At 43.4% G+C, this 16,215-nt stretch carries 11 protein-coding genes; 2 read left to right on the forward strand and 9 right to left on the reverse strand.

Going from position 1 to position 16,215, the window contains the following annotated elements:
* Positions 1–117: 117 nt before the first annotated feature.
* From BLP92_RS07540 to BLP92_RS07550, 3 genes are all read right to left on the reverse strand, one after another.
* A complete protein-coding gene (locus tag BLP92_RS07540; protein ID WP_090842164.1) occupies positions 118–651 on the reverse strand; it encodes a YflT domain-containing protein in 534 nt (177 codons plus the stop codon).
* A gap of 681 nt (positions 652–1,332) precedes the next feature.
* The gene (locus BLP92_RS07545; protein WP_090842166.1) at positions 1,333–2,934 is read right to left on the reverse strand and encodes an ABC transporter permease; all 1,602 of its coding nucleotides are present in this window, start codon (positions 2,932–2,934) and stop codon (positions 1,333–1,335) included.
* Positions 2,934–3,848, reverse strand: a complete 915-nt coding sequence (locus BLP92_RS07550; protein ID WP_090842168.1) for an ABC transporter ATP-binding protein — start codon at positions 3,846–3,848, stop codon at positions 2,934–2,936. The genes BLP92_RS07545 and BLP92_RS07550 overlap by 1 nt, the downstream gene beginning before the upstream one ends.
* 157 nt (positions 3,849–4,005) lie before the next feature.
* Between BLP92_RS07550 and BLP92_RS07555 the strand changes: the two genes are divergently transcribed.
* Positions 4,006–4,599: a TetR/AcrR family transcriptional regulator gene (locus tag BLP92_RS07555; RefSeq protein WP_090842170.1), complete on the forward strand. Its 594-nt coding sequence runs from the start codon at positions 4,006–4,008 to the stop codon at positions 4,597–4,599.
* 75 nt (positions 4,600–4,674) lie between these two features.
* Here the strand turns inward: BLP92_RS07555 and BLP92_RS07560 are convergent, their stop codons facing one another.
* Together BLP92_RS07560 and BLP92_RS07565 are read right to left on the reverse strand one after the other, a co-directional pair.
* Positions 4,675–5,400 carry a general stress protein gene (locus BLP92_RS07560; protein ID WP_175444213.1) on the reverse strand — a complete coding sequence of 242 codons (726 nt, stop codon included), beginning with the start codon at positions 5,398–5,400 and terminating at the stop codon, positions 4,675–4,677.
* Positions 5,401–5,707: 307 nt separating this feature from the next.
* The gene (locus BLP92_RS07565) at positions 5,708–8,725 is read right to left on the reverse strand and encodes an efflux RND transporter permease subunit (RefSeq protein WP_090842174.1); all 3,018 of its coding nucleotides are present in this window, start codon (positions 8,723–8,725) and stop codon (positions 5,708–5,710) included.
* 452 nt (positions 8,726–9,177) lie between these two features.
* On the opposite strand from BLP92_RS07565, the gene BLP92_RS07570 reads away from it, so the two are divergent.
* Positions 9,178–10,542, forward strand: a complete 1,365-nt coding sequence (locus tag BLP92_RS07570) for an MATE family efflux transporter (RefSeq protein ID WP_090842176.1) — start codon at positions 9,178–9,180, stop codon at positions 10,540–10,542.
* Positions 10,543–10,707: 165 nt separating this feature from the next.
* On the opposite strand, the gene BLP92_RS07575 is transcribed toward BLP92_RS07570, so the two are convergent.
* The 4 genes from BLP92_RS07575 to nirB form a co-directional block, all read right to left on the reverse strand.
* Entirely contained in the window at positions 10,708–11,547 is an 840-nt protein-coding gene (locus BLP92_RS07575; protein ID WP_090842178.1) for a formate/nitrite transporter family protein, read from the reverse strand.
* A gap of 87 nt (positions 11,548–11,634) precedes the next feature.
* The gene (gene cobA, locus BLP92_RS07580; protein WP_244516716.1) at positions 11,635–13,044 is read right to left on the reverse strand and encodes a uroporphyrinogen-III C-methyltransferase; all 1,410 of its coding nucleotides are present in this window, start codon (positions 13,042–13,044) and stop codon (positions 11,635–11,637) included.
* A gap of 12 nt (positions 13,045–13,056) precedes the next feature.
* Positions 13,057–13,374 (reverse strand): nitrite reductase (NAD(P)H) small subunit, encoded by a 318-nt coding sequence (locus tag BLP92_RS07585; RefSeq protein ID WP_090842180.1) that lies wholly within the window; start codon positions 13,372–13,374, stop codon positions 13,057–13,059.
* Positions 13,375–13,491: 117 nt separating this feature from the next.
* A complete protein-coding gene (nirB, locus tag BLP92_RS07590; RefSeq protein WP_090842182.1) occupies positions 13,492–15,894 on the reverse strand; it encodes a nitrite reductase large subunit NirB in 2,403 nt (800 codons plus the stop codon).
* Positions 15,895–16,215 lie beyond the last annotated feature (321 nt).

A 16,215-nucleotide genomic window follows, 5' to 3' on the forward strand; every position in this document is an offset into this window, starting at 1 on the left:
TTGTAAAGTTAAATTTTATTAAAAAAGGTGGTCCCGGCAAATACCGGGACCATCTTTTTTGCTTCTTTCATTATTTACTTCTCCACGTTCAATCTCTTTTGCAATATCTCTCTATTTCTAGAATTTTTCCCGCTTATCTTCATCTGTAGGAGGGTTCTGCGGGTTTAATGGATCTCCTGCCCGGCTTGTCCCTTCTCCATAAGGGGGAGCTCCTACATTTTTTTCGTTTTTATCATTTTCCCCAATTTCACTTTCAGCACCAAGACCCCTTGCTGGTTCATGAGGAGCCATGATTAATACTTTTCCATTTTTTACGTCTGATTCATGTTTTTCCGCTTGTTCCTGCGTTAAGCCAAATTCCGTTAACTCTTTGTGAATATTATCCGGATCCCTGCCATGCAGGGTTGTATCTCCTTTAAATGCAGCTTTTACTTTTTCCCAGAAGGAAGGCTCCCCGCTTTCTCCAGGTGCTACATGACCTTCGGCAGTATCTACATGGGCAGAAGTTTCTTTACGAAGCCATGAAGTAGTATCAACATCCTTGGCAATCAGTGTAATATCTTCCGCACGGTGTCCTTCTGATTCCAGTCTTTCCACGACCTCTATTACCTGCGATTCTGAATCAAATGCTCCTACAACTTGTTTAGACATATATATTACCTCCTTCTATTTTAATGCTATATATAATCTATTCCCATGAGAGATGAGATCAAACTAAGAATTTTTTTGGCAGGACGATCATTCCTAAGATCTCCTTTTCCTTTGCTAATATATGGTTCTTCACCTTACCATGCAGTTGAAATACAGATAGTTATTATTTCACCTTGATGATTGCAGCCTTTGTCTCCATGGGGACACTTTCCGGGCGGGCCGGCCCCAGCTAATTCCTACCTCCGGTTGGTCGGGCGGAATGGATCTTCGACTCGGCCAATTTCCACTTTGTCTGCAGAAGGAGTGTTATTTTGTGTGAAATCTTTTTCTATTTCGATTTTTTCTTGTTAACTACATTCGTGGTGATGAACCTAATATATGTTAGAAGCTCCAATTTTTTAAATGCTACCCTAAAACAGCTTCGTATTAGGAGAAATATCACGTTGTGCCACTCTCGGCAAGGAATAGCCGATGGCGTCCTCTCCTGTGTGACACAGCAATATTTCTTTTCATCTTTCATGGTGCAAAAATTTTGCATGAGTGTCTCTGTTAAAGAATTCCGTTTTAACCTTCTACTGTAGAATTTTAATTCCAAAATAATACGAAACAGCATAAAAAAAACCAGGAGCATTCAACGCTGAATGCTCCCGGGAATTAATATAAGCTCTGCTTTTATGAAAGTTAGTTTTCAATATCTCTTTTTCTGAATCCAATAAACCCGGCAGCAGCAATTACCGCTGCGATCAGCATCAAGACAACCAATGGAAATATGGCCATGTCTTCTACCGGATACTGCGGTACATGTCCAAAGGGAGAAAGTTCCCCGATCCAGTCTGCAAATTGAAATAATCCGCCAAGGTACAGCACGATAAACGAATAAAAAATATATACCCAAACCAGAGTAAGAAATTTAGGAAACCATCCGATGAATGCTGCTGACAAACTGATCATTACTAGTATCGCAGGATAATAAGCAGCTGCCGCTCCCATTACCATAGAAAAAGAAAATCCTTCTTCCATTACCGCATTTCCCGCTGCCCATAGACCGAAGCCGGCAAGCATCAGCATGACAAATCCATTAACTACAGCAAGCGTAAAGTAACTTCCCATCAGTTTATTCCTGGAAACCGCCCTGCCTAACATGTGATCAAGTCTTCCTTTTTTCTCTTCACCCCGAAGTTTATTCATCGACATTACCGGAGGTATTGCTGCAAGGAGTGACAGTACGATAAGCAGCATTGGTATAAACGTTTCTGTCAGGGTAAGCCCTGCTTCCGGCTGCAGCATCTGTTCCATTAGTTCATTTCCTTCAAAAAAAGATTCCATATCTCCAAGTACCGATCCATAGGAAGCTCCTATTACAAAAAGTCCTATTGCCCAGGCAATAAATCCTGTTCTTTGTAATCGGAACGCAAGTGCAAAAGGACTCTGCAGGAAACTCCCTGCATGCGTTCTCCCGGATCTTGCCGGAAGAAAACCGCTTTCCAAATCTCTGATAGCATGTAAATAGTTTGCGGCAGCAAACATCACAAAAGCAAATATCACCATCAGCACAACCGGCCACCAGTTATTTGCTCCATAGGCTTCTGTTTTTGTTACCCAGCCCAAAGGGGACAACCACGAAAGGGATTCGTTGCTTATATCAGTTACTGCGCGAAAAAGATAAGCTGCCAGCAGAAAACCGATTGATAATCCGACAGTACCGCGTGCATTATCTGAAAGCTGGGAAAAGAACGCTGTAATGCCAGCAAATACGAGTGCGGTGCCTCCTAATGCTGCTCCATATAACAGCGAGCCTTCGAGCTGCATCGATTCAATTCCAAGCATATATAAACCGGCTCCATTAATAATCGCTAAAATAACACAAACACAGCTGATTACGAACAGCGCAGCGTTTAAATAGGCCAGCCTTCCTACAGGAAGAGACCGGATTAACTCCACTCTTCCTTCTTCTTCATCTGCCCGGGTATGCCTCGTTACAAGCAGAATACTCATCAGTCCTGCAACAGCAGCTGTCATTAACAGCATCTGATGGCTTGTCATCACTCCCAGTGTGTAATTGCTTAAATCAGCAGGCCCCACCATCGCCGTCATCGCCGGGTTCTGCATCGTCTCCGCCATCGCTGCTCTTTCCTGTTCACTTGAATACAGGGACACAAAAGAAATGGGGACAATTAAAGTAAAGAAATTAAGGCCAGTCAGCCAGAGAAAAATTCGTATCCGGTCCAGCCGGAACATAAAAAGTGATAAACGGCTTGTGTTTGCAGTTACACTTTCATTCATCAGCCTTCACCTCCAGCTCCCGATCCGCTCTTTTTTGTTCCTTCATAATGCCGCATAAACAAGTCTTCCAGCGCAGGAGGAGCACTCTCCAGCTTTACTATGCCGAATTGGGTGATATACCGCATTACGCTGTCCATTTCTTCAGTGTCCACCTGAAAGGTTATCCCCTGGTCTGTGCTTGAAATGTCATGTACTCCTTTTTGTTTGTTCAGCTCCGGTACGGGTTCTTTTGTTTCAAGTAAAATCTGTGTTCTTGTTAAATGCCGCAGTTCTTTCAGTGATCCCGTCTCAATTATCTGTCCTTCCCGGATAATCCCTACTCTGTCACACAGTTTTTCCACTTCTGAAAGTATATGACTGGAGAGCAGCACACTTTTCCCCTGTGCCTTTAGTTCCAGCACACATTCCTGAAAGATCCGCTCCATCAGCGGATCAAGTCCTGAAGTAGGCTCATCCAGAATATAAAAGTCTGCTTCAGAAGAAAGAGCTGCAATTAACGCAACCTTCTGCCGGTTCCCTTTAGAATATGTTCTGCTTTTTTTGGAAGGATCCAGGTCAAAACGCTTTACCAGCTCCTCTCGTTTATTTGCAGAATTTCCCCCGCGCAGCTTGATGAACAAGTCAATTATTTCTCCTCCCGTTAAATTCGGCCATAAATTCACATCCCCCGGCACGTAAGCAATTCGTTTATGAATCTCTACAGCATCTTTCCAAGCATCCTTTTCAAAAAGTTTCACTTCTCCTTCTGTCGCTTTCAACACTCCAAGCAGCACACGGATAGTGGTAGATTTCCCCGCCCCGTTCGGACCGATAAAACCAAAGATTTCCCCTTTTTTTACGTTGAAATTCACATCATGCAGTGCTTTAAAGCTGCCAAATTTTTTCGTTAAGTTTTTCACCTGCAGAATATCCATGTATAAGGCTCCTTTCAAGAAGCAGTAATAATTATGAAATATTTTTACTTTATAAGTTCATAATATATATTTATTTAAAGAATAGCAATAGATTATGAACTTTATTAATTGTTTTATTTCATATTTTTTATTACTATGTTGGAAAGAGGTGAAAAGTATGGATGGATTTGAACGCCGGAGAGAGTTAAAGAAAAAAGAAATCCTGGAGTCTGCGCTGGAGTTATTCATGGGGCACGGGGTGAATAAAGTAGCTGTGAATGAAATTGCTGCGAAAGCAGGAGTATCACAAGTAACTATATATAATTATTTTCAAAGTAAAGACAACTTAATTCATGAAACGATTATTTACTATGTGGATAAAGCATGGGCTGAAGGGCTCGCAGTGATGGACGAAGATATTGCCTTTCCTGAAAAAATACAAAAGCTAATATTCAACAAAAAACAGGCGGCAGAAAATATCCATGAGGACTTTTACATTTATTTTATGAAAGAATATACGAGCGGCACCACCTATATTGAAGACTTTTATCATAACAAAGCGCTTCCCCGGCTGATAAACCTGTTTGATGAAGGCAGAGAGCAAGGGTATGTGGATCCTGAGATTTCAAACGAGGCAATCTTGTTTTATATACAGATGCTCCAGGAACAGATGCAAAAAGAAGATGTGTATTCCAAGATACTCCCATTAACTGAAGACATTATGAAGCTGTTGTTCTATGGGATCTCCGGGAAACAAAAGAAAGACGAATAACTTTCTTACCACAAGTACAGCAGAAAAGCCGCTGGAAAATTCCAGCGGCTTTTACATACATTCTAATTCATCATTTTAGTCGTCTGATGGCTTTTTTTCTTTATTTCTTGCTCTTTCTTCCGGATCTACATCTGTATCCTGTGGAAATTTTGGAGATTCTTTTGCCTGTTCTTCCGGATCTTCCGGACTCATTGGATCTCCAATTTGACTTGGTCCGCCAGGGTTTTCCGGATCTTCTGTATTGGACTTCTCTTTTTCTCTCACAGGATCTTCAGAATTATTTTTTCCGGATGGACTCGCAGTGCCTTCCTGATTTGGACGAAGCGGGTCAGCCAGCTCGTTATCCGGTAAATCTTCGCCGGCTTCATTCTGATGCTCTCCTCCCTGGCTGTCCGTGATACCTTTGTCCGCATCCGTTGTTTTCTGCGGTGCCAGTACTACAACTTTTCCATCTTTTACTGCCTGTTCGTATTCATTTGCTTCTCCTTCACTGAAACCGTGCGCTTTAAAATCAAGCGGATCATTTCCTTCATAAGTTTCTGCTCCGGAAAATTCTGTCTGGCCTTTAAACGCCATTTTCACTTTATCCATGAAAGATAGGTTTTCTTCATTATCTTTTTGGGATCCTTCTTCCGGTGTTTCAATTTTCGCATTTGTTTCCTGTTCCAGCCACTCAGTTTTTTCCCCTTTTTCCGCAATGAGTGAAATCTCTTCCGGACGGTGACCTTCCAGCTTCAAGTCTTCGACAGCTGCTGCTACTTCTTTTTCAGAGTCAAATACGCCTACAATACGTTTTTTCATTATTACAGCCTCCTCTATATTCATTGTACAGTCAACTTATAAATGGAAATTTCAAGATATAAAACTTATTCCCAGAATGTACGAATTCAAACTAGCTTTACATCTATTGTTCCTTTCTATCAGCTGTTTGCAGGCTTTTTGCTTACTGCAGGCGTATTTTGTAAGATTCTATGAATTTATCAGCCGCCCCAATGAAAAGACAGCTTTAACTTTAATTTTTTATCAGTAGAAAACCAGCGAGGAAAAAGGAAGCTTCCCGGTTCTCCTTATAGTAACTAATGATTCTTCTTTATTTTATCTTGTCTGCTTAAGCAGCTTTCATGACTTCTTTTTTGTTTTTTCTTCTGAACTTCTGAAAACCGGCTTTCACATCCTCCATCACCAGGTATAACGATGGGATCATCAGCAGTGTGATAAAGGTCGCAAACAGCAGCCCGGAAATAATAACAATCGCCAGGGGAGACTGATAATTACTGGCAGCATCTGCTGCGATGGCAAGCGGCAGCATACCGCCGCAGGTAGTCAGTGTTGTCATAAAAATCGGCCGAATTCTGTTTTTTCCGGCTTCCATAATTGCGGCTTTAGGTTCCAGCCCCTCTTTTCGCAGCTGTTTTGTCCGATCTATTAAGAGGATCGCATTGTTTAATACAATACCTATAAGAAAAACCATCCCCAGTGCTGACAAAACGCTGAGTTCAGACTGTGTGAGCAGCAGTCCCAGCAGTGCGCCTGTTGCTGTTAATGGAATCACAGACATAATAATCAGCGGATGAACAAAACTGTTGAACTGCACCGCCATCACTGCGTAGACTAAAAACACCGCAATTCCCAGGATGATCATCATTTCCTGCATTGCTTCTGACTGCTCCTGCAGACTTCCACCAGTATCGATGGAATATCCTGCCGGAACTTCGTACTTACTGAGCAGCTCTTCCATATCACGGTTGACCGCGCCAAGGTCTCTTCCTTCCAGGCCGGCGGAAACGGTAATCATTCTTGTACCGTCTCTTCGGTCAATTGCAGCCGGTACTTCCGTTTCTTCCAGCGAAATATAATTCGACATCGTTTTAAGGCCCTCTGCTGTCTGTATTTCCTGCTCCAGCAGGTTCTCCACATCAGCCCTCACAAAGATATCTGTCTGCTCTCTTCCTTCTCCGATCGTGCCTGCCGGCAGTTTATCAGCCGATGCCTGCATCTGGTGCAGCAGCTGCAGCTCCTGTACCCCATCTCTTTCCATTTCAGTGGTATTTAATTGAATCAGTTGTTCCTGCAGTTTATTTTCTGAAGACGATGTAATCCCGGTAATTCCTTCAACTGCAGCAAGTCTTTCTTCAACATCGGAAGCAATCTGCTCAAGTTCCCCAAAATCCTCTCCCATAATTTCCACGACTACAGGCTGGCCACCTGCACCGGTAAAGTCTCCTCCCGTATCAATTGGCAGATCTGCAGCAAGTTCCCGCAGTTCCTTATCTATTGCTTCGTTTACTTCCTCCTGGGGCACTGTAATTTCCCCGCCTTTTGTCATGTTTACAAGCACGTAGAAATAATCGATATCATCCATGATAAGATTCGCCTCTACATCAGGAATTTTTGATAATTTTTCGTGGATCTTTACAGCTGCCTGCTCTCTCTGCTCTGGTGTCGTCCCACTCTCCACCGGTACTGCCATTTCTGTATAGCGGTTAAAAACATCCGGCATTACCGTTGAAGGTATTTTAGGAAAAAGTGCCAGAGACCCTGCGAACAACAGGAGAAACATGAATATAACCGAAAAACGGTACAGTTTTTTCCCGGCGAGGAACTGAATTACTCTTCCGTATGCTGTTATGGCCATTCCTTCTTTTAAATCTTTTTGATTTACTTTCAGCTTCAGAAAACTTTTACTGAGAGAAGGGATCAATGTGAACGCTACAATCACGGAACTTACAAGCGTAATCACTACTACGAGGGAGAGGACGATCATAAACGTGCCAATCTCCCCGCCCAGCAGTCCGATTGGCAGGAATACCACAATTGTCGTTACCATCGAAGCGATTACTGCAGAGGCTACCTCTTTTACTCCAGCTGTTACTGCATCAAGCTTTTTTAACCCCTGTTCTTTTTTCCGGTAGATGGATTCCAGAATCACAATAGAAGAATCCACCATCATTCCTATCCCAAGCCCCAATCCAATCAGCGTAAGAATATTAAAACTGTAGTCGAACAGCCACATCCCCGTAAAAGTAAGTGAAATAGAAATAGGAATCGATATGCCAATAATGAATGTCGCACGGAAGTTTCTTAAAAATAGAAACAGCACGGCAACCGCAATAATTCCGCCAAGCAGAATATTTAAACTCACGCCGTCAATTGCATCTGTCACATAGTCAGCCTGTGCGACAAGTTCGTTCAGTTCAAATCCTTCTATTTGTCCATCCGCACGAATTTTCTCCACCTCTGCGCGGATACTTTCTGCCATCTGAATTTGCGTGACACCTTCTGCTCTTCCTGCCTGGATAAAAACAAAATTCTCAGAACCGTTATACCAGCCCGGAGAGCTGAGGTTATTTTTTTCTTCCTTGATTTCTCCTAGTTCGCTCAAGGAAACTGCGTTTCCTCCGGCAGAAATAATCTCCGTTTTTTCCAATTCTTCCACCGTCTGAATTTTATTTTTCCAGCGTATAGCGTCCGTATCGCTTCCTGCCGCTGTTAACGAAACATCCTGATCCGACTGTGTTAATGTCTCTGCTACCTGTGCAGAAGTAAGTTCCTCCTGCTGCAGCTTTTTCTGATCCAGTACTATTTCAATATCTTTTTGTTCCAGTCCATCCAGTTTTATTTCCCGTACTTCAGGAAGTGCTTCTAAACGTGTTTTCACTACATCATCTGCAAAAACAGACATTTCCTCCATGGAACCGCCATGTACTGTCATAAAAAATTCATATGGCTGATCTGTAGAATATTGCTGCATATTAATATCTTCCACCTGCGGAAGCGTATTTTGAAGAGCATTTATTTCGGCTTCAATTTCCTGATAAACTTCTTCTCCCTCTCCTTCTTCCGTTTGGATCCACATGGAGCTGACACCGATAGAAGAAGAACTGTTTACCTGCTTTATTCCTTCCATCTGCTGAAGGCGCTCTTCTACCGGAATGGTAATTTCTTTTTCAACATCTGCTGAAGACATATCTCCCGCATTTATAAATATCTGCGCACCATCAAATGACATCGCAGGAAGCAGTTCGCGATCAAGCTTCCCTGCGCCGTAAACCCCGGAGATTAAAATCGTAAGAACCAGTAAAATGACGACTACTTTCTTTTCTGCAAAGAACCGTACCAGCTGCATTGTACTTCCTCCTCTTTTCGTAAAATATTTCTGCTATGTCAACATACTGTGATCTGCTGCACCGTATGAAAATTTCTCTTTTAAATTTCTTTCAGCGGGAAGAATGGGATTTGTGAGAGAATCTTGCTGAAATCAAACGCAAAGTTTGGAGCCTGTATCTTGAAGAAGAGCTGTTTTCTGTCTGTGCTGTCGTATGCAGCCTGCTTATGTATGAAGAGCAGATGTCACCTTGATTAAAATCCTACTTGTTTTCTGCTGTCTTTATAATCAGCCGCAGTCTAATTTCCAGTAAGCCTTGTGGCTTATAAATATATAGGTCCCTTTTACGAACAATAAAGGAATTGCTCAAATTCATTGTTTTAACAGGCTTTTTTGTTAGAATAAAGGATACCTTTGTACATCGAACCAAAAATCCATGTAAATATATATAAGGGACGCAGGAGAACATTCACATGAAACATGTAGATACAAGAAAAGATAAAGCAGCATTATTCATAAGGATTTTATGGCCCATTATGGTTACACAGGTCAGTATGTTTGCAATGAACCTGGTTGATACCATCATGTCCGGACGCGTCGGAACAGACGATCTCGCAGGAGTAGCGATCGGCTCCAGTCTGTGGATGCCGATTTTCACAGGAGTTAATGGAATACTGCTTGCAGTAACCACCATCGTCGCCTCACTCTCCGGAAGCGGGCAGAAAGATAAAATTTCAGGTACCGTTACGCAGGCAATTTATTTAGCTATGGTGCTTGCACTGTTTGTTTTTATCAGCGGATACTTTTTCCTGGAACCGATACTTTCTTTGATGAGTTTGACGGAGCCCGTGCATCATATTTCCTTTCATTATCTTGTCGGTCTTGCTTTTGGAGTTGTGCCTTTGTTTCTTGCCAGCGTGCTGCGGAATTTTTTCGACGGCCAGGGATTTACAAGGATAACAATGATTATTACAGTCGCAGCCGTTCCTTTTAACGTTTTATTAAATTACGGATTTATTTTCGGGAACTTTGGGCTGCCCCAGCTGGGAGGAATCGGAGCTGGATATGCGACAGCGGTCACCTACTGGATTATTTTCGGATTCAGCGTATGGATGACCTTCCGGGTTGCAGCGATCAAGCACTATAGGATTTTTCTGCATTGGGCAAAGCCTTCCTGGAACCACTGGAAAGAACAGCTTGCAATCGGCATTCCTATCGGTCTATCAATTTTCTTTGAATCCAGCATATTTTCTGTAGTGACGCTCCTGATGGGAGCAATGTTTACCACGGTGACCATTGCGGCGCATCAGATTGCACTCAGTTTTACTACCCTGATTTTCATGATTCCGCTCAGTATTTCCATGGCGTTAACGATTGTCGTGGGATTTTCAGTAGGAGGCGGGAAAATAGAAGCTGCCAAAACTTATGCGCGCCTCGGGGTTTTTGGAGGTATCGGCTTTCTTGCAGTGGGTGCTGTATTTCTTTACTTTTTCCGGGAACAAATCGCTTATTTTTATACAGACGACCCCGATGTCGTTATGATGGCGGGACAGTTTTTTATTATCGCTATCGTTTATCAGCTTTCAGACGCCGCACAATCTGGTCTCCAGGGAGTCCTGCGGGGATATAAAGATGTGCAGATTCCGTTTATCATTGCTTTTACTTCCTATTGGATTATAGGGATCCCGGCAGGCTATCTGCTCGCTGCTTTTTCCCAGCTTGGGCCATTTGGACTCTGGGTAGGCATCACGCTTGGATTAACCTTTGCAGCAGCCGGCTTCCAGCTCCGCCTCCGGATCATTCAGCGCAGAGCGGAATTACAATTTAAACAAGGCTGAGTATAGACTGCGGCAGGCCGATATGAAAAAGCGCGGAAAGAAAATTCTTCCCGCGCTTTTTGTATGGAGATATATGCAAAGAATAAATATCCTTGCTGCTGGCTTCACTTATCAGAAATTTTTACCGTTTCTTTATGATTTAAAGCAGCTTGAAATTTCTTCAGATTACCGGGCACTGCTTTCCGGTGTTTTTCTTTCCACCTGCAGGATGGCAGGCTTTGCTGCTCTATCCAGTTTTGGAACCGTGGCAGAAGATGTATACCAGTAGGCACCTCCTACAAATACAATGCCGCCGATCATGTTTCCGATCGATACCGGGATAAGGTTGTGTGCCATTCCTGCCAGCGTCACAGTTTCAGGATGCGGCACGAGCAGTCCGATAGAAAGCAGCGTCATATTTGCGATGCTGTGCTCAAAGCCAGAAGTAATGAAAGCAAACAGACACCAGAAGATCATGATTAGTTTTGCAGTATCACTTTTTAATTTAAAAGCACACCAGATCGCCAGACACACCAGAATGTTACAGAGAATTCCTCTTACCAGCAGCTCCATAAAAGGAAGGTTCATTTTCACACTTGCTGTCGCCGTGATAAATTCTGCCGTTGCTCCCTGCCAGAGACCGGAATAAAAATATAGTACAGCCGCTGTGACAGATCCTGCAAAATTAGCCAGAAAACCGAATCCCCATATTTTCCATGTATCTTTCCAGGTCGTTCTTTTTTCCAGTGTTCCAATTGTCATAATCATATTATTACCTGTAAATAAGTCTGCCCCTGCCATCAGTACAAGGCTCAGGGCAATACCAAAGGAAACACCCATGACGATTCTTGCAAGCTCAGGGCTGATGGGAGAAAGCAGCCCGCCGATCGTGAATATAAGTATAATTCCTAATCCGATAAAAAACCCTGCCATCATGCCGGATACAAAAAATTTGCTTTTGCTCGTATTTATTTGATTCACTTTTAATGCAGCTGTATCTCCAAATGCCTGGATTACTTCTTTCATCTTAGACAACTCCTTAAATGTATTTGTGAAGTATTGAACATGTATGTGTGAAGAGAAAGCCTTGTCTGGAAACAAGACTTATGCAAATTATATGTTATGGACGGCTGGCCGCGTTCTGTTTTTCTGCCATTTCGTTAACTCTTCCTGTACTTCTTCATCTAAATGGGCAAAGCCTTTTTTCACTGCATAATTTTTTACCCGCGTTCCAATTGCGGCAAAGGATATTTCCCTCAGGTGTTCACTGCTGTATACGCAGCAGCCTTCCAGAAACCAGTCTACCGCAGATATGCTCGGGAAAATCACAGTTTCCCACGATTCTTCTTCCAGCAGCCGCTGGTCGATTACTGCAAACCGGGGATCCAGCTGTATACTGTGGGTAACGATGTTATTATCTTTATGCTGATACCCTACCTGCAGCATCTCTGCATCAGCAGAAGCAATCTTTTCCGACTGCAGACCGGCATGCTCCAGTACTTTCCGTGTCTTTTCGGATAAACAGAAAAGCTTGCGGGGGAGGTCCCGGATATCCCGTCCTTCTTCGTATAATGATTTAATCAGAATCGAGACACTTTCCGGTGCAGCAAACAGGACTTTTTCTGCGGAAAGAATCTGCTGGATCCAGCTGGGAGAAAGCGGTTCTTTTTGCAGCTTCAACGCTGGAAACGCATAGGCTTCAGCTCCCTGGTCCAAAAAATACTGTTCCAGTTCACTTTCCCCAGCAGAAGCTTTTGCCACCAGAATCCTTTTTCCAAACATTCTTTTCTTTTCAAACCATTGCAGTTCTTCTCTTAATCCTACGACTTCCCCAATAATTGTCATAGCCGGATTTTTGATATCATGTGATTTTACTTTCTCTCCAATCGAAGTTAAGGTACCTTCCACTGTCCGTTGTTTTCCGGTCGTTGCCCATTCAATCACAGCGATTTTAGTTTCCGGGGAAAAACCCTGCTTGATTAATTCCTGGCAATGGTGCTCCAGATTTTTCACACCCATGTAATAGGCAATCGTATCGCCGTGTTCATCTTTATCATGCGGGCCGGTGCTGACCGCCTGGCAGGTATGCCCGGTGCGGATAGTAAAGCTGGTGCTGAGCTCACGGTGGGTAACCGGCATCCCGGCATAGTTTGCTGCAGCAATGCTTGAAGTAATTCCCGGCACGATCTCATAGCTGATTCCTGCATTTTTTAATGCGGCAGCCTCTTCAGCGACTCTGCCAAAAATGGAAGGGTCCCCTCCTTTTAAACGCACTGCAAATTTCCCTGCATTTCCAAGCTCCACCAGCATTTCATTAATTTTTTCCTGGCGCATCGTATGCCTGTCTGGAAGCTTCCCACAGTAAATTAATTCACAGGAATCCGGTGTCAGACGAAGCAGTCTTGGATTCGCCAGCCGATCGTACAGGACAACATCCGCTTTCGCGAGACTTTCTTTTCCTTTTTCCGTAATTAAGCCGATATCGCCCGGGCCGGCGCCCACAAACGAAACAAAGCCACTCATGCTGTTCACCACCTATATGGATACGAAAATATTTCCGTTTTCGATTACAGTTTCATAGGTTGGTACTTCTCCTTCATCCGGAGCCTGCACCTTCCCTGTTGTTAATGATACTTTCCAATTCTGTAAAGGACAATAGACAAATTCTCCTGATACGATTCCTTCTGCCAGCGGTCCGTTTGTATGAGGGCACCTGCTGCCGACAGCCTTGATGGTTCCATCGCTGAGCCGAAAAAGTGCAATGGACGTACCGTAAACATTTACCTCTCTTCCTATAAAGGGAATTAATTCTTTTTCCGGCATAACCCGGATAAGACTTTTCGTCATATTCATTAGAAACACCTTCCTATTCAGTAATATTAAGCTCAGGACAGGAGGAAGAACTAATTCCTCCTGGTGCAAGGATATTAAATTATTTCTGTAAAAGCATGCGCGCTTTTCGATTTTCTCTTATACTCGAGTAATTTCGTACATTTTCTTTTCCTGTGTCTTCGCGAGCATTGCGCTCCATGCTTCCTGATACGTGTCCTTCGCTTCAGTAAAGCGATTTTCATAATAGGTGCGCTGCTTTTCATCCTGCAGCATTACTTTTATTGTATCGACTCCCAGCCGGTCCACCCACGGAGCAGTTCTTTCGCCATAAATGCCGGTTTCCCGGTAATACTGCACGTAGGCTTTCGCATAGGCAATTACTTCATCTTCTGTCGCTACAATTTTTACGAAGTCACATTCTCTGATTTCCGTGCCGCCGTTTCCTCCGATGTAAAGCTGGTAGCCGTTATCGACACAGATCACACCAAAGTCTTTCGTCAGTGCTTCAGAACAGTTGCGCGGGCAGCCTGCCACACCCATTTTCATTTTGTGCGGAGTGTCCACCATTTCCAGTTCCTGCTCCAGCCGGATTCCCAGTCGGAGGGAATCCTGGGTGCCGAAGCGGCAGAATTGAGAACCGACACAAGATTTCACGTTTCTTAAAGACTTGGAATATGCGTATCCGGACCGCATACCAAGTTCTTCCCAAACATGCGGCAGATCTTCTTTTTTCACGCCGTACAAACCGATTCTGCTTGCTCCGGTTATTTTCACAAGAGGCACGTCATACTTTTTCGCCACCTCTCCCATTTTCACTAAATCTTCTGCAGTTGTCGTGCCTCCATACATTCTTGGCACGACAGAGAAAGTGCCGTCTTTCTGGATGTTCCCTTCCATCCGCTCATTTACAAGACGGGACGCTTTATCATCCGCATAAGTTTCCGGACGAAGCATTCTCATATAATAATTCAAGGCTGGACGGCACTTTGCGCAACCCTCTTTGTTTTTAAATTCAAGTACGTATCTTATTTCCTGCGGTGTCTGCAGTCCCTTTTCTTTAATTTCCGCCACTACCTCATCACGGGTAAGAGCTGTACATTCACACATCCCGTTTTTCTGTGCAGCTGCATCGTAGCCCGCTCCAAGCGTCAGTGCAAGAATTCCCTCTACCATCGGCTGGCATTTCCCGCAGGAAGCACCTGCTTTCGTACAGGTTTTCACTTCTTCATATGTTGTCAGATTATCTTCTAGAATAGACTGCACTATTTTCCCTTTCGTTACCCCATTACATCCGCAGACCGTTTCTTCCGCCGGCATTTCTGCCAGCAAATCAGCTTCATCCTCTTCTCCCGCTTTCTGGAAAACAGCAGCAGTCGTAAAATCTGAAATATCGGTTTCGTTTTTCAGCATAGAGAAGAGGCGGTTTCCATCACCAGCATCTCCGTAGAGAACGATACCGGTAATTTTATTTTCTTTCACAAGAATTTTCTTATATACACCAGCTACAGCGTCCTGCACAACGATTGCATCTGTTTCATCATCTTCATGAATGTCCCCGCCGGAAAAAAGATCACATCCTGCCACTTTCAGCTGGGTGGAAAGCACCGTTCCCTGGTACCCCGGACTTTTTATTTCCGTCAGGTGAGCTGCCAGCACTCTTCCCTGCTCAAATAATGGAGCAACAAGTCCGTAAGTCATACCATTATGTTCTGCACACTCCCCGACTGCATAAACAGAAGGATCAGAAGTCTCCATATAGTCATTGACTACAATTGCGCGGTTTACTTCCAGTCCGCTCTTTTCCGCAAGTGCTGTATTTGGCCGGATTCCTACTGCCATCACTACGAGGTCGCAGGCAAGTTCTTCCCCGTCTTTGAATCGGATCCCTTCTACATGAGTCTCTCCTAAAATTTCTTCCGTCTGTTTTTCCATTTTAAATTTCATACCCTGCTTTTCAAGATCCTTTTTCAGCATTCTTGCTGCAGGCGCATCCAGCTGCTGTTCCATTAGTGTCGGAAGCAGGTGTACTACGTGGACCTCCATCCCCTGGTCGATCAATCCTCTCGCTGCTTCAAGTCCAAGCAGGCCGCCACCGATAACAACCGCTTTCGTTTTACACTGAGCTGCCTGCATCATTTTCTCCGTATCTTCAATTGTCCGAAAGCCAACAACTCCTTCGAGCCTGCTTCCCGGCAGCGGAAGAATAAATGAGCTTGACCCGGTAGCAATGATTAACTCATCGTAATGAATTTCTTTGCCATACTCGGTTTCCACAATTTTTTCTCCACGGTCAATCTCGATCGCTTTTTCCCCTGTGATAAGCGTAATGTTATTTTCTGTATACCAGTTCCAGTCATTAATTGTGATCTCATCCAGAGACGTTTTCCCCTGCAGTACGTTGGATAACATAATCCGGTTATAGTTTGGATACGGCTCATCGCCGATGATTGTAATTTCATATCGCGTGTTATCTCTTTGCAGCAGTTCCTCCAGCGTCTTTACCCCGGCCATTCCGTTTCCGATCATTACCAGCTTTTTCATTTTCTCTATACCCCTTTCATCTTGTTCACTTCTTCACATAAAACCTGATACTAAAAATAATTTTTCTTCATGAAAGATATTGAAATTCTTTCAAGTTAATTTTTAAGAACTACTTTTATGTTCAGTGATTCACAAGAACAGGCAAAAGAAAAAGCTCATATGCTCAATCATTCACAATTACCTGTAAAAAAAGTGATGTAAAGCAGCTCTTATGTTTTTAATAACTTAAGTATATACGATACTGCATTAAAGTCATCTGGAAAATGAAAGAAAATAGTGAACATTTTATGGACAAATTATCTCATTAGAATTCTCGTGGCA

Origin of the sequence: Alkalicoccus daliensis, from assembly GCF_900103955.1 — a bacterium.
GTDB classification, from domain to species: Bacteria; Bacillota; Bacilli; order Bacillales; family Salisediminibacteriaceae; genus Alkalicoccus; species Alkalicoccus daliensis.